The organism is Sulfitobacter sp. LC.270.F.C4 (assembly GCF_032922545.1).
Classification (GTDB): domain Bacteria; phylum Pseudomonadota; class Alphaproteobacteria; order Rhodobacterales; family Rhodobacteraceae; genus Sulfitobacter; species Sulfitobacter profundi.
This window is the reverse complement of sequence record NZ_CP136692.1, coordinates 1,084,967-1,098,638: the sequence shown is the minus strand read 5'-3', so window position 1 is coordinate 1,098,638 and position 13,672 is coordinate 1,084,967. Positions and strand designations below refer to the sequence as shown.

The 13,672-nt window shown below is 62.0% G+C and carries 13 protein-coding genes; 6 read left to right on the top strand and 7 right to left on the bottom strand.

The features are described from left to right. Positions 1-42: 42 nt before the first annotated feature. The 3 genes from R1T45_RS09280 to R1T45_RS09270 all read right to left on the bottom strand — a co-directional run bounded on the left by R1T45_RS09280 (position 43) and on the right by R1T45_RS09270 (position 2,044). The gene (locus tag R1T45_RS09280; RefSeq protein ID WP_120351662.1) at positions 43-597 is read right to left on the bottom strand and encodes a fasciclin domain-containing protein; all 555 of its coding nucleotides are present in this window, start codon (positions 595-597) and stop codon (positions 43-45) included. Between the two features lie 170 nt (positions 598-767). Continuing rightward, positions 768-1,460 carry an anti-sigma factor domain-containing protein gene (locus R1T45_RS09275; RefSeq protein WP_120351663.1) on the bottom strand — a complete coding sequence of 231 codons (693 nt, stop codon included), beginning with the start codon at positions 1,458-1,460 and terminating at the stop codon, positions 768-770. Beyond that, complete coding sequence (locus tag R1T45_RS09270) at positions 1,457-2,044, bottom strand: sigma-70 family RNA polymerase sigma factor (protein ID WP_132444329.1); 588 nt, start codon at positions 2,042-2,044, stop codon at positions 1,457-1,459. Before R1T45_RS09270 ends, R1T45_RS09275 begins: the two co-directional genes overlap by 4 nt. A 201-nt stretch (positions 2,045-2,245) precedes the next feature. Between R1T45_RS09270 and R1T45_RS09265 the strand changes: the two genes are divergently transcribed. The 4 genes from R1T45_RS09265 to R1T45_RS09250 are packed head-to-tail and all read left to right on the top strand — an operon-like array spanning position 2,246 to position 6,335. Then, positions 2,246-3,448: an FAD-binding oxidoreductase gene (locus tag R1T45_RS09265; RefSeq protein WP_317390660.1), complete on the top strand. Its 1,203-nt coding sequence runs from the start codon at positions 2,246-2,248 to the stop codon at positions 3,446-3,448. Then, entirely contained in the window at positions 3,445-4,224 is a 780-nt protein-coding gene (locus tag R1T45_RS09260) for an HpcH/HpaI aldolase family protein (protein WP_317390659.1), read from the top strand. Before R1T45_RS09265 ends, R1T45_RS09260 begins: the two co-directional genes overlap by 4 nt. A gap of 12 nt (positions 4,225-4,236) precedes the next feature. After that, positions 4,237-5,079 carry an NAD-dependent epimerase/dehydratase family protein gene (locus tag R1T45_RS09255; protein ID WP_120351667.1) on the top strand — a complete coding sequence of 281 codons (843 nt, stop codon included), beginning with the start codon at positions 4,237-4,239 and terminating at the stop codon, positions 5,077-5,079. Positions 5,080-5,102: 23 nt separating this feature from the next. After that, complete coding sequence (locus R1T45_RS09250) at positions 5,103-6,335, top strand: mandelate racemase/muconate lactonizing enzyme family protein (protein WP_317390658.1); 1,233 nt, start codon at positions 5,103-5,105, stop codon at positions 6,333-6,335. Positions 6,336-6,461: 126 nt separating this feature from the next. On the opposite strand, the gene R1T45_RS09245 is transcribed toward R1T45_RS09250, so the two are convergent. Both R1T45_RS09245 and R1T45_RS09240 read right to left on the bottom strand, forming a co-directional pair. After that, positions 6,462-8,636: a thiamine pyrophosphate-dependent enzyme gene (locus R1T45_RS09245; protein WP_317390657.1), complete on the bottom strand. Its 2,175-nt coding sequence runs from the start codon at positions 8,634-8,636 to the stop codon at positions 6,462-6,464. Positions 8,637-8,766: 130 nt separating this feature from the next. Beyond that, positions 8,767-9,990, bottom strand: a complete 1,224-nt coding sequence (locus R1T45_RS09240; RefSeq protein ID WP_067630156.1) for an acyl-CoA dehydrogenase — start codon at positions 9,988-9,990, stop codon at positions 8,767-8,769. A gap of 97 nt (positions 9,991-10,087) precedes the next feature. On the opposite strand from R1T45_RS09240, the gene R1T45_RS09235 reads away from it, so the two are divergent. Further along, positions 10,088-10,984, top strand: a complete 897-nt coding sequence (locus R1T45_RS09235; RefSeq protein WP_067938686.1) for a LysR substrate-binding domain-containing protein — start codon at positions 10,088-10,090, stop codon at positions 10,982-10,984. A 92-nt stretch (positions 10,985-11,076) separates the two neighbouring features. After that, positions 11,077-11,406 (top strand): hypothetical protein, encoded by a 330-nt coding sequence (locus R1T45_RS09230; protein ID WP_067630150.1) that lies wholly within the window; start codon positions 11,077-11,079, stop codon positions 11,404-11,406. An 83-nt stretch (positions 11,407-11,489) separates the two neighbouring features. Here R1T45_RS09230 and R1T45_RS09225 read toward each other — a convergent pair whose 3' ends face one another. Together R1T45_RS09225 and R1T45_RS09220 are read right to left on the bottom strand one after the other, a co-directional pair. After that, positions 11,490-11,903 (bottom strand): VOC family protein, encoded by a 414-nt coding sequence (locus R1T45_RS09225; protein ID WP_317390656.1) that lies wholly within the window; start codon positions 11,901-11,903, stop codon positions 11,490-11,492. A gap of 143 nt (positions 11,904-12,046) precedes the next feature. Beyond that, positions 12,047-13,603, bottom strand: coding sequence for a bifunctional metallophosphatase/5'-nucleotidase (locus R1T45_RS09220; protein WP_317390655.1), 1,557 nt, complete (start codon positions 13,601-13,603; stop codon positions 12,047-12,049). Positions 13,604-13,672: the final 69 nt, after the last annotated feature.

Sequence of the window (13,672 nt, the reverse complement as noted above, 5' to 3'; positions counted from 1 at the left end):
AGCATGGAGGTTCTGGTCCGGCCACATCGTGCGGGTTGCCTATTACTTGGGCACCAGCACGCTGTTTACAACGTGGATAACGCCGTTGGACTGGTTCACATCTGCGATAGTCACGCGCGATGCGTTGCCGCTCTCGTCGATGATGTAGACGTTTTTACCCTTCACCTGCGCCGACAGCGCGTCGCCGGACACGGCGTTAAAGTGGTAGAACCCATCGCTGGAGGCGCGCGCCTTGGCGGCGATGTCGGCAGCAGACCAGTTGCCTGCGACCACATGCGCAGTCAGCACTTTGGTCAGCATGTCTTTGTTCTCGGGCTTGAGCAGCGTGTCGACGGTGCCAGCGGGCAGCGCATCAAAGGCGGAATTGACCGGGGCGAAAACGGTGAACGGACCTTCGGAGGCCAGCGTGTCGACCAGACCGGCGGCCTTCACAGCGGCGACCAGTGTGGTGTGATCGGCGGAGTTCACGGCGTTCTCGACGATGTTCTTGTTCTCGAACATGGGCGCGCCGCCCACCTCGGGATTGGCAGCGATGGCACCGGTGGCCAACAGGACAGCAGTGGCGGTCGCGGCGGCAAATGTCTTGAGCGTTTTCATCTGGTTTCCTCCTCAGATGCCCCCCGTTGTGGGCGGCGATACTGGACCCACGGGCCAAGAGTGAGAGGAGTTTCAGAATGGTTCAAAAAATTCGGAATAAAAATGTAGCGCGTTGTTTTACCCTAGAAAAGTGAAACGCCCCGCTCGATCAGAGAAGGGCGTTTCGGGGTCTAAAGTTCGGCGACGGTACCGGCAGCCATGATGGTGCCGGTAGGGGCGCCGTCGGGGGCGCCGCCCGGTGGCTCATCCGTGATGGCCAGTGTGATCTGCGCTGCCTCGGGTGCCAAATCGGCGGGCAAGACCACGCGGTTGACTTCACCCTCAGGCAACACGCCCAAAGAGATCGGCGCGCGGTCCGGCAAGATGGCCCAAAGCTCCAGAACGCGGCCTTCTGGTGCGGTGCCCGAGACCCGGCGCAGCGCGATATCGCCGCGCGACATGTCCATGACAGCCAGCAGTTCCAGCGCGCTGTCTTCGGCGGCCATGCGGGTGGCATAGACCTCGCCCGGCGACTGAACCGGCGCCTCGCGCAGCATCGGCAAGGCAAGGAAGGCCACGGTGGCGAGTGCCGCAACCGATATCACTTGCCAGAGCCAGAGCCGCTGCATCAACGGCACCTGCCGCGCGGGGAAGAGCCGCGACATCAGCGTGCGGCGCAGTTTCGCAGGCGGGTCGACGGGCGCGATATCGTCGGTCATCGCCACGAAACGCTCCTGCCAATCGGCGACGCTGCGGGAAAAATCACGGTCTTGAAGTAGGCGCGCGCGCGCCGCCACACGGTCTTCGCCTTCCAGCAGACCCAAGGCCACTTCGGCGGCCAGAAGATCGTCGTCTCCGGCTGGAATGATGGGGGTGTCACTCATGCGCTCATACACTCCCGCAGGCTCATCAACCCGCGACGCAGCCAAGTGCGCATGGTATTGAGCGGCACGTTGAAACGCTGCGCAAGGTCGGCATAGCTGTCGCCGTCGAGATAGGCACCGCGCACTGCGGCACTGCGATCTGCCTCAAGGTCGTCCAGACAGTTGCTGAGGCGCGTGGCCTCGGACGCGGCCACGGCGGATTGCTCGGGGTTCGGCCCCGGCGCGGCCAGTTCCAGCCCCGGCGTATCAATATTCTGATGGCCTTTGCGGGTGGCGCGCAGCCGGTCGATCGCAGTGTTGCGCGCAATGGTGATCAGCCAAGTCATCGGCGACAGGCCATTGGCCTGATAGCGGTCTGAATGGTTCCAGATTTTGACGAAACTGTCCTGCATGGCGTCCTCTGCTGCGGCCCGTGTATCCAACACACGCAGGCAGACCCCGAATAGTTTCGCAGACACACGATCATAAAGCGCCTCAAAGGCGGCACGATCCCCCAATGCAACCTGTGCAATCAGACGTTCAATCTCTTCACGGTCGCTGTCCAAGGGCCACTCCTTCGGGCGGTGATATCTTTTGCGGCACATCGATCATGGTGCGACAGCCGCTACAAAAGTCAACGATGCAATAGAACCGCATCTTTTGAATGCCACACTGCCCCAACCTAGGGCCGTCGCGCAACCCATCGCGGAAAAACGAAAAATCGCCCCGCCGTTCACAAAGATTGCAGGCTCTGGATGCTTAGGCTACCCACAATTCAGAGGGGAATGCGCAAAGGGAGACTGTGCATGCAAAACGCGCTTGAGACGTCATATGACGTGGTGATCGTGGGCGGGGCCATCTACGGTTCGGCACTGGCTTGGTGGCTGACCAACACGCCGGGATTTGACGGTGAGGTGCTGGTGGTGGAGCGTGATCCCACCTATGAATTCGCCTCGACCAGCCACACGAATTCCTGCATCCGGCAGCAGTTCACCGCGCCGGTAAACATCCAGATTTCGCAGTTCGGGGCCGAGTTCATCCGCAACTTCCGCCAGTTCATGCATGACGATCCCGAGGTGCCGGAACTGGCGCTGCAGAGCTTTGGCTACCTCTACCTTGCCGACACGCCCGAGTTTGCCCAGACCCTGCGCGAGGCGCAGAGCATTCAGGCCTCCATGGGCGCGCATACCCAGCATATGACCAAGGATGAAATCGCCGCGCGCTATCCGTTTTACATGCTCGACGACGTGATCGCGGGCAACCACAACACGGTGAACGAAGGCTACTTCGACGGCGGCACCATGTTTGATTGGTTCAAGCGTATGGCCAGGCGCCGGGGCGTGACCTTTATCCATGATGAGGTGACGGGCATGACCCTGAACCCCGCAGGCAGCGCGGTGGATGCGGTGACGTTGAAATCCGGCGCAACGGTCGCTTGTGGCACGGTGGTCAACGCCTCTGGCCCCCGCGCGGCAGCGACGGCGCAGATGGCGGGCATCACCCTGCCCGTCGTGCCACGCAAACGCTACACCTTCATCTTTGACGCCGCCGAGCCGCTAGAGATGGACCTGCCGCTGACCATCGACCCCAGCGGCGTGCATATGCGCCAAGAGGGTAAGTATTATATGGCCGGCTGCCCGCCCGAAGATGACTATGACGCGGCCTATGATGACTTTGCCTTTGATCATTCGATCTGGGAGGAGAAAGTCTGGCCCATCATTGCCACCCGCGTTCCGGCCTTTGAACGGGTCAAGGTGATCAATGAATGGGTCGGGCATTACGCCTTTAACACTGTGGATCAAAACGCAATCGTCGGGCGGCACGACAAGGTCGAGAACTTCGTCTTTATGAACGGATTTTCCGGCCATGGGTTGCAGCAAGCCCCCGCCATCGGGCGCGGCACGGCTGAGTTGATTACCCATGGCGCCTATCGCACGCTAGACCTCACGCCGCTGGACTACGCGCGGATCGTGCGTTCCGAGAAATTCATCGAAAAGGCCGTGATATGAAGCACCCCGAGAATACATTCCTCACGGCCATCCGCGCCGGGAAAAAGCAACTGGGCCTCTGGGTCTCCCTCTCGGATGGCTATGCCGCCGAGGTGGTGGCCCATGCGGGCTATGACTGGGTGATGCTGGATATGGAGCACGCGCCGAGCGACATGAAATCGGTGCTGGGGCAGCTACAGGCGTTCTCGGGCAGCGACACAACGGCGATGGTGCGGCCTGATTGGAACGACGCGGTCAAGGTCAAACGCCTGATGGACCTCGGCGCGCCGGGGCTGCTGTTTCCGATGGTGCAGACGCCTGACGAGGCCCGCGCCGCTGTTGCCGCCTGCCGCTACCCGCCGCGCGGTATCCGGGGCGTGGCCGGGCTGAACCGCGCTAACCAATTTGGCCGGGTCGAGGATTACAACACCGAGGTCGAGAGCCAGACCGCCATCCTGATCCAGCTTGAGACCCGCGCCGCCGTCGGAAACGCCGCCGCCTTTGCCGAGGTTGAGGGGATCGACGGCATCTTCTTTGGCCTCGCCGACATCGCTGCTGACATGGGCCATCTGGGCCAGACCCTGCACCCCGAAGTGTGGGAGGTCATCCGCCCCGCCGCCAAGCTGCTGATGGACAAGGGCATTCCTGTGGGCACGCTGGTCACCGACCCCGATTTCGCCGCCGAATTGCTGAACGAAGGCTTCACCTTTGTCGCCTGCGGCACCGATGTTGGTCTTTTGGCCAAAGGAGCCGATGCCCTGCGCACCCAAGTGCGCGACAAGATTTCTGAGACGTGAAAGGAAGATATTATGAAATTTAAGAAACTGGTCCTGACAGGTGCTGCCGGTCGGCTTGGCTCTTACCTGCGTGAGCCGCTGGCCGCGATGTGCGAAGAATTGGTCAGCTCCGACATCGCCGACGACATCGGCAAGCTTTATGAGGGCGAGCGCTATCAGAAGGCCGATCTGGCAGAATACGATCAGGTCGCCGCCCTGATGGAAGGGGCCGACATGGTGGTGCATTTCGGTGCCATCGTGGACGAAAAACCCTTTATGGAGCTGCTCGGCCCGAACTTTGTCGGCTCTTACAACGTGTGGGAAGCGGCCTATCAAGCAGGCGCACGCCGCGTCGTCTATGCCTCCTCGATCCATGCCGTGGGGATGCACAAGAAATCCGATTTCATCGGCATTGACGCCCCCCACAAGCCTGACACGTTCTACGGCCTCGCCAAATGCTTCACCGAAGACCTCGGCTCAATGTATTGGGACAAACGCCAGCTTGAATCCGTGCATCTGCGCATCCTCAGCGCCGCACAAGTCAACAACTCCCGCGCGCTTGGCTCGTGGCTGAGCTATGACGATCTGATCCAGCTTGTGACCCGCGCAGTCGACACCCCCTCGGTCGGATTCTCGGTGATCTACGGTGTCTCCAACAACGACCGCGCCCCGGTGGACAATGCCAAGGCGGCCTTCCTCGGCTACCGCCCCAAGGACAACGCCGAGCAATTCGCCGAAAAAGTGCTGGCCGAAGAAGGCCCCGTCGACATCACCGACCCCGGCCAGATGTGCCACGGCGGCCCCTTCGCCAAGGTCGATCTGGGCGAAAGCGGCATCGCGCAGATGACCATCGTCGACGACAAGAAAGAGACCTAAGCGACCAGACGAAAGGGACCGTCATGAAACTGCAAGACCTCGACATCATCGTGACGGCCCCGCCCGCCCCCGGCTGGGGCGGGCGCTATTGGATATTGGTCAAGGTGACCACCGACACCGGCGTGACCGGCTGGGGCGAATGCTACGCCGCCAGCGTCGGGCCCGATGCGATGCGCGCGGTAATCAAAGATGTCTTTGCCCGCCACATGCTGGGCGAGAACCCCGAGAACATCGAGCTGATGTTCCGCCGCGCCTATTCCGCGGGCTTTACCCAGCGGCCAGACCTGACTGTAATGGGCGCGTTTTCAGGTCTTGAAATCGCCTGTTGGGACATCCTTGGCAAAGACCGCGACCGTCCGGTGCATGCGTTGATCGGCGGGCGCACCAATGACCGGGTGCGCGGCTACACCTACCTCTACCCGCTGCCGCATCACAGCATGGCGGAGTTTTGGACCTCGCCCGAGATGGCGGCGGAATTGGCGGCGGATTGCGTGGCCCGCGGCTATACGGCGGTGAAATTCGACCCCGCTGGCCCCTATACGCTGCGCGGCGGGCATATGCCTGCGATGTCGGATATCAGCACCTCGGCGGCGTTCTGCAAAGCCATCCGTGAGGCCGTTGGCGACCGTGCCGATCTGCTCTTTGGCACCCATGGACAGTTCACCACCGCAGGCGCGATCCGGCTGGGCCAAGCGATCGAACCCTACAGCCCGCTCTGGTACGAAGAGCCGATCCCCCCAGACGCGCCTGAGCAGATGGCCAAGGTCGCGCGCGGCGTGCGCATCCCGGTGGCAACGGGCGAGCGGTTGACGACGAAGGCCGAGTTCGCGCCACTGTTGCGCGCCGGTGCGGCAGAGATTTTGCAACCGGCACTTGGCCGCGTGGGCGGCATTGCAGAGGCCAAGAAGATCGCCGCCATGGCCGAGGTCTATAACGCGCAGGTGGCACCGCATCTCTATGCCGGGCCGGTGGAATGGGCGGCGAATGTGCAGCTTGCCACGGCGATCCCGAATATCCTGATGTGCGAGTGCATTAAGACGCCATTTCATGACCAGCTGATCAAGGGGGCGATCCGGGTGGAGGATGGGTTCATCACCGCCCCCGACGCGCCCGGTCTGGGGATCGAAGTGGACGAAGACCTTGCCCGCGCGCATCCCTACACAGGCGACGGGCTGCATCTGGAGATGCGCGAAGAGCCTTGCGATTATGTGAACGGGAATAATTTTCAAGGCGGTGCGCCAGCGGATAGCCACTAGGCGCGCCCACCCGGCCCGGATTCAAGCCGCAGGCGCCGGGCCATCGCCTGCCCGCCCGTCACGCCGAAGGCGTGCCGGCAGATACTGGCCCACCTCTGGTGTGACCGGGCAGGCGCTGGCCCTCAACTACCCCAACAACTCCCGCGCCGCCGCCACAATACCCTCGCGCGAGGGCAGGGTCGCCGCATAGGCCGGACCCGTCGCGATAAAACTGTCCTCCGCCGTTAGCCGCGCAAAACGCTCAACCCCGCGCTCTGCCATCAGCGCCATCAACGCTTCGGCCTGCCCGCCGGTGCGGCGACATTCATCAACGATCAGCACAGGCCGATCCCCGATGGCCGCCATCAACGCCTCATCTGGCATCGGAGCCAGCCAACGCAGGTCAATCACCCGCGCCGCGACACCCTGCTCTGCCAGATCATGCGCAGCCTGCTGGCTCAGGTAATGCCCGTTACCATAGCTCACGATCGCCAAATCGGCCCCCTCGCCCGTGACACCAACCTCGCCCAGACCAATCCGCTGGTCCGGCGCCGGATAATTCCGCATCCAGCCGCCGTCCCCGGCCTCCAACAAATCCCGCATCGGGTAAAGCGCGATGGGCTCGACAAAGACCACCACCCGCTGCTCCTCACGCGCCAAACGGTGCGCCTCGCGCAGCATCATCGCGGCGTCATCCCCGGCCGAGGGGCAGGCAATGACGATTCCCGGAATGTCGCGCAGCACGGCCAGCGAATTGTCGTTGTGGAAATGCCCGCCAAAGCCTTTCTGATAACCCAGCCCGGCGATGCGCAGCACCATCGGATTGGTCCATTGCCCGTCCGAGAAGAAGGGCAGGGTGGCCGCTTCGCCGCGCAACTGGTCTTCGGCGTTGTGCAGATAGGCGAGGAACTGAATCTCAGGCATCGGCACGAAACCGTTATGCGCCATACCGATGGCGAGACCCAGAATGCTCTGTTCATCCAACAGCGTGTCGATCACACGCCCCGGCCCAAACCGGCCCTGCAACTTTTGTGTCACGCCATAGACCCCGCCCTTGCGGCCCACGTCCTCGCCCATCAACATGGTCTCGGAATGCGAGAGCATCAGATCATGCAGCGCCCAGTTGATCAGCCGTGACATCGGCTGCGGGTTGTCCATTTGCGCCATGTCGCTGCCAAAGGTTTCGGCCCGCACTTCCGCGCTCGGCCCATTGCTCGGCGCGCAGTCGCGTTTGGGCGGCACGAGGCTCGCCATCACATCCGATGCAGTCTTGAGCCGCGGGCGTTTGACCACCTCTGCCGCCGCTTTCGCCACGGCATCTTGGGTCTCACGGTAAATCGCCAGCGCCTCATCGGCGTTCATTCCGGCCTCCACCAACAGGCGCGCGGAATGCAGCAGCGGATCGTTCGCCTCATCTGCCTCGACCTCTGCACGCGGCAGATAGGAAGTCGCCACATCCGCCCCCGCATGACCATAGAGCCGCACAGTGCGCAGATGCAGGAAGGCGGGCTTGCGGTGCACCCGCACGTAATCCGCCGCCTCTTGCGCCGCAGCGAAAGCGGCATGAAGGTCCAGCCCGTCGCCCTCGAAATACTTCAAGCCCGGACGGGCAGACATGGAGGCTTTGATCCAGCCCGTCGGGGTCTTGGTTGAGATACCGATGCCATTGTCCTCACAGACGAAAAGCAGCGGCAGCGGCACGCCCTGTACGGCGGTCCAACAGGCGGCATTGATCGCGCCCTGCGCGGTGGAGTGGTTGGCCGAGGCATCGCCGAAACTACACATGGCAATCGCATCGCGTGGCAAGATTGCGTGCTCAGGCCGGTTGCGCCGTGCCATGCCGATGGAATGCGCAGCCCCCACGGCCTTGGGAAGGTGGCTGGCGATGGTCGAGGTTTGCGGCGGGATCATCAGCGGGCGTGAGCCAAGCACCTTATGCCGCCCGCCGCTGATCGGATCCTCGGCGGAACAGGCGAAACTCAGGAGCATATCGCGCAGCATGTCCTGCCCCTCGGCCTGATCGGCGCGGGCGATCTGGAACGCCGCATCACGGTAGTGCAGGAAGGCGATGTCATCGACCCGCAGCGCCGCCGCCACCCCCGCCATGCCTTCGTGCCCGGACGAGCCGATGGTGTAAAACCCCTGCCCCTCTTTCTGCATCACGCGGCTTTGCAGGTCGAGCGCGCGGCTCAGCACCTGCGCGCGGTAGAGCTGCTCCAACGCGGCACGATCAAGCGCCTTTTTGTCGGAGGTGGAAACGGGAAAATCCCCCGCCGCGACGCGACGGAGGAAGTTTTCATGAACGATGGCAACGCGGTCCATGGGGCCTCTTGGAATAGGAATTAAACGCCGATGGCGAAAGTATTTCGGCCAGAAAGAAAGGCGCCGCCTCTCTTTCTGGCCATAAGTATTTGGGAGTGGCCGGGGGAACAGTTCCCCCCGATGCTGGTCTTTAGAAGAACGCCTGCAGGCCGGTCTGGGCGCGGCCCAGGATCAGGGCGTGCACGTCATGGGTGCCCTCATAGGTGTTCACTGTCTCAAGGTTCATCATGTGGCGGATCACTTGGAATTCACCCGAGATACCGTTGCCGCCGTGCATGTCACGCGACATGCGCGCCACGTCGAGCGCCTTGCCACAGTTGTTGCGCTTGACGATCGAAACCATCTCGGGCGCGGCATTGGCGGCATCCATCAAACGACCCACTTGCAGCGAGCCCTGCAGGCCGAGCGAAATCTCGGTCATCATGTCGGCCAGCTTCTTCTGGAAAAGCTGGGTTTGGGCCAGTGGCTTGTTGAACTGTTTGCGGTCCAACCCGTACTGCAGCGCGGCGTGCCAGCAGAATTCCGCAGCACCCATCGCACCCCAAGAGATGCCATAGCGCGCGCGGTTCAAACAGCCGAACGGCCCCTTCAGACCCTGCACGTTGGGCAGCAGCGCGTCTTCGCCCACTTCGACGCCGTCCATCACGATCTCGCCGGTGATCGAGGCGCGCAAGGACAGCTTGTTGCCCACTTTCGGCGCGCTCAGGCCCTTCATGCCCTTCTCCAGCACGAAGCCGCGGATCTTGCCGTCATGCGCCTCGGACTTGGCCCAGACCACGAAGACATCGGCGATGGGGGAGTTTGAGATCCACATCTTGGAGCCGGTCAGCTTATAGCCATTCTCGGTCTTCACGGCGCGGGTTTTCATGCCCGCAGGGTCGGAACCTGCGTCAGGCTCGGTCAGGCCAAAACAACCGATCCATTCGCCCGAGCAGAGCTTCGGCAGATACTTCTGGCGCTGCTCTTCGGAGCCATAGGCATAGATCGGGTACATCACGAGGCTTGCCTGCACCGACATCATCGACCGGTAGCCGCTGTCGACCCGCTCAACTTCGCGCGCGACGAGGCCGTAGGAGACATAGCTGCCGCCCAGCCCGCCGTATTCCTCGGGGATGGTAACGCCCAGAAGGCCCATCTCGCCCATCTCGCGGAAGATTTCGGGGTCGGTCTTTTCTTCGGCAAAGGCTTCGATGACGCGCGGTTGCAGCTTTTCCTGCGCATAGGCACGGGCGCTGTCGCGGATCATGCGTTCGTCTTCGCTCAACTGGCTGTCGAGGCGGAAGGGATCCTGCCAATCGAAGGTACCAAGATCGGGTTTGTCCTTGGCGCGCAGCTTGGGGGCGTCTGCAGTCATGATGCATCCTTTCGGGTGATGTGATTTGCGGCAGTATTGCAAATTGGCGGCGCAAACTCTATCGCTGCTTTGTCCTGAGTTCATGAGAAAAAGTCATATGATCGCGCCCCGCCGCTTCCTGCCCTCGATCTCGGCCCTGCTGTCCTTCGAGGCTGTGGTGCGGCTGGGCACCGCCACGGCGGCGGCGCAGGAACTGAACCTGACGCAGAGCGCGGTAAGCCGCCAGATCAAGACGCTGGAGGAACAACTAGGCGTGTCGCTGATGATCCGTCAGGGGCGGCGGCTGAGCCCGACGCAGGCGGGGTTGGATTATGTAACGCAGGTGCGCGACATCCTGAACCGGCTGGCGCAGGCCTCGGTTTCGGCCCGGACGAACCCCACGGGCGGCACGCTGGATCTGGCGATCTTGCCCGCCTTTGGCATGCATTGGCTGGCCCCCCGGCTGCGCGATTTTGCAAGGGATCATCCAGAGGTGACAGTCAACCTCTCCACCCGGTTGCGGCCCTTCGCCTTTGCAGGCAGCCGATTCGACGCCGCCATTCATTTTGGTCATGAAGACTGGCCCGGCGTGCGCTATCTGCCGCTTTTGCCGGAAACGGTGGTGGCCGTCTGTGCGCCTGATTTGCTGGCCGAACCGTTGGAGGATGCGCGCGATGTGCGGCATCTGCCGTTGTTGCATCTGGAAACCCGCCCGCGCGGGTGGGCGCGGTGGTTGTCCTCGCTTGGGGTAACCGATGAGCCGCCGGGCGGGATGATGTTCGACCAATTCTCGACCATGGCGCAGGCGGCGATCCACGGGCTGGGGGTGGCTCTGCTGCCGACCTTTTTCGCCCGCCCCTACCTGCGCGACGGGCAATTGGTGCTGGCCGCGTCGCAAACCACGCAGAGCATCGGCAATTACTACCTCGTCTGGCCCGAAGACCGGGATGAGACCGCGGCGCTTGCGTCTTTCCGCGGCTGGCTCGCCCAGCAGGCAGAGCCCGCGACAGACTGATAATCCGGCCCGAACCGGCCAAAGTTATGCCGCATTTACATTGTATAAAACCGGCTAGCCCGCCCGCATCGGGCGATCCAAAGGAGCAGATGATGCTAAGTTCATATCGCAAAAGCGCCGGTGCTCTGGCCCTCGCCCTGAGCGTTTGCGCCGCCAGTGCCATGGCCGAGAACCGCAACGTGCTGATTGTTGACGGTGCCTATTTCCCAGCGCTTTCGCATGTGCAGCCGGGCGATCAGGTGGTCTTTACCAACAATGCCACGGGCAGCCACACGATCACCGGTGAAGGCGATGCCTGGACCAGTGACGCGATCCCCGTGAACGGGAGCTATACGCTCGACATTACGGCAGAGACCCCGACGACCTTCAGTGGCCAGACCTTGGAAGAGCCTGCCTTTGAAGGGGCGATCAGTTTCGACTAACCGGCCCCGCGGTTGCACGGCCCATTCAGACTTACCAAAGCCCCGCCCTCAACCGCGGGGCTTTGGCGTTTCATCGCTTGGCCTTACTGGGCAAAGACACGTTCCATATCGGCAAAGCCTTTGACCTCGATCGGGTTGCCCGAAGGGTCGCGGAAGAACATCGTCGCCTGTTCGCCCGGCTCCCCTTCGAAACGCAGCGACGGTTCGATCACGAAATCAACCTTCGCGCCTTTCAGCCGCTCGGCCAGCGCCTTCCAATCGTCCATCTGCAAGACCACCCCCAGATGCGGCATCGGCACCATATGTTCGCCCACCTTGCCGGTGGCTTCTGTGGCGAAAGGCTCCCCCAGATGCATCGAAATTTGGTGGCCAAAGAAGGAATAATCGACCCAAGTCTTGGTCGAGCGGCCCTCGGTGCAGCCCAGCACATCGCCGTAGAAGGCGCGGGTCTCATCAAGGTCGCGGACGTTATAGGCAAGGTGGAAGGGGGTGAGCATGGAGGGTCTCCTATCTATCTGCTGCCCCCTGTGTATCCTGCCCGGTGGAAGGTGCAATAGCGCGGCGTTTCTCAAGGATCACCAAACCAAAAGGGCGCGCCCCTTTCAGGACGCGCCCAAGTCAATCAGGCCAAAACCTGTCCTTATTTCATGGTGATACGACCGTCGGTATAGGGCTTGTATGTGCCATCCTTGGCCAGATACTCGGCCGTGACATCCGCCAGATCGGGGCCGTAGTCATAGGCATTGGCGGCGTCCTTGAACATCGCATAGCCATCGCCACCGTTGCGAACGTAGTTGTTCGAGACGGCACCATAGGTTTTCTCAAGGTCAATCGGCGCACCCGCGACCATCACGTCGCTGATCCGGCTGCCAGCTTCTGCCTTGGGATCAAAGGCAAAGGACATGCCCGCCACTTGGGGGAAACGCCCTGCGCCCTCTTCATGCTGGCTCACGCCGTTTTCCAACGCCTCGATCAGTTGCGCGCCGGTGACTTGGAAGGTCGACAATGTGTTCTGGAACGGCAACACGGTCAGCACTTCACCCATCGTCACCTCGCCCGCGTCGATAGAGGCACGCAGCCCGCCCGAGTTGGCAATCGCCACGTCGATGCCCTGATCCTTCACCCGGTCAAGCATCGCGTCGGCCACAAGGTTGCCCATTGAGCATTCCTGCGCGCGACAGTTGCCGCGCTCCCCGTCGATTGCCTCGGCTGTATCGGCCACCACCCGGTTGCGGATTTCCTCAAGCGGCTTGGCAGCTTCGGCGATACGGTCAACGGTGTCCTGATCTTCGGTCACGGCAGCGTCCATGATCAGCGGCTCGCCCTCGGCCTTGGTGATATTGCCCTCATCGTCAAAGGTCACATTCAACTCGCCAAGGAATTTGCCATAGGCATAGGCCTGCACGATTGCCGTCTCGCCCACCATCGTCGGATAGGGACCCTCGGCACGCTCGTTCGTATTGCTGAGCAGCGTGTTGGTATGGCCGCCCACGATCACATCGACCCCAGTGGTTTCCGCCGCCACTTTCTGGTCAACGCTATAGCCTGAGTGGCTGAGCACGATGATCTTGTTCACGCCCCTAGCAATCAGCAGATCAACCTCGCCCTGCACGGCGGCAACAGGATCAGAGAAGGTGATATTGTCGCCGGGGCTGGCCAACTCATGCGTGTCTTGCGGCGTCAGGCCGATCAAGCCGATCTGTTCGCCTCCCTTTTCGATCACGGTCGATTTGGCCAGCTTGTCGGCCAGAAGCGGCTCCGCCGTAACATCAGCGTTGGACATCAGCACCGGGAATTCCAAGGCGTCCATAAAGCCGCGCAGCACTTCGGGGCCATCGTCGAATTCATGGTTGCCCACGGTCATCGCGTCATAGCCCATTTGGTTCATCATCTCGGCGGCCAATGCGCCCTTGTACTGGGTGTAGAACAACGTGCCCTGAAATTGGTCACCGCCGTCCACAAGGATGCTGTTGCCTGCCCGCTCGCGCGCCTTGGTGATCGCGGTCATCAGCCGGCCAGAGCCACCGAAGCACTCGCCTGCTGTATTGTCTTCGGCACCGCAGGGACCGTCATATTTGCTGATCGGCTCAAACCGCGCGTGAAAATCATTGGTGTGCAGAATGGTGAGGTTATATTCAGCTGCCGCCATGCCACTGGTCAAAGCCAGCGCTGCGGTCGCGGTCAGGAATTGTTTCATGATAGTTCCCCTGTTGGTTGTTATGCCGGTATCGTGGCGCGGGGTTTGGTCTGTGTCAAAGGTCATATC

What these genes read in the sequence shown, in the direction of transcription:
- R1T45_RS09280 (WP_120351662.1), bottom strand. Translation starts at nt 597, where the DNA reads ATGAAAACGCTCAAGACATTTGCCGCCGCGACCGCCACTGCTGTCCTG.
- R1T45_RS09275 (WP_120351663.1), bottom strand. Translation starts at nt 1,460, where the DNA reads ATGAGTGACACCCCCATCATTCCAGCCGGAGACGACGATCTTCTGGCC.
- R1T45_RS09270 (WP_132444329.1), bottom strand. Translation starts at nt 2,044, where the DNA reads ATGTGCCGCAAAAGATATCACCGCCCGAAGGAGTGGCCCTTGGACAGC.
- R1T45_RS09265 (WP_317390660.1), top strand. Translation starts at nt 2,246, where the DNA reads ATGCAAAACGCGCTTGAGACGTCATATGACGTGGTGATCGTGGGCGGG.
- R1T45_RS09260 (WP_317390659.1), top strand. Translation starts at nt 3,445, where the DNA reads ATGAAGCACCCCGAGAATACATTCCTCACGGCCATCCGCGCCGGGAAA.
- R1T45_RS09255 (WP_120351667.1), top strand. Translation starts at nt 4,237, where the DNA reads ATGAAATTTAAGAAACTGGTCCTGACAGGTGCTGCCGGTCGGCTTGGC.
- R1T45_RS09250 (WP_317390658.1), top strand. Translation starts at nt 5,103, where the DNA reads ATGAAACTGCAAGACCTCGACATCATCGTGACGGCCCCGCCCGCCCCC.
- R1T45_RS09245 (WP_317390657.1), bottom strand. Translation starts at nt 8,636, where the DNA reads ATGGACCGCGTTGCCATCGTTCATGAAAACTTCCTCCGTCGCGTCGCG.
- R1T45_RS09240 (WP_067630156.1), bottom strand. Translation starts at nt 9,990, where the DNA reads ATGACTGCAGACGCCCCCAAGCTGCGCGCCAAGGACAAACCCGATCTT.
- R1T45_RS09235 (WP_067938686.1), top strand. Translation starts at nt 10,088, where the DNA reads ATGATCGCGCCCCGCCGCTTCCTGCCCTCGATCTCGGCCCTGCTGTCC.
- R1T45_RS09230 (WP_067630150.1), top strand. Translation starts at nt 11,077, where the DNA reads ATGCTAAGTTCATATCGCAAAAGCGCCGGTGCTCTGGCCCTCGCCCTG.
- R1T45_RS09225 (WP_317390656.1), bottom strand. Translation starts at nt 11,903, where the DNA reads ATGCTCACCCCCTTCCACCTTGCCTATAACGTCCGCGACCTTGATGAG.
- R1T45_RS09220 (WP_317390655.1), bottom strand. Translation starts at nt 13,603, where the DNA reads ATGAAACAATTCCTGACCGCGACCGCAGCGCTGGCTTTGACCAGTGGC.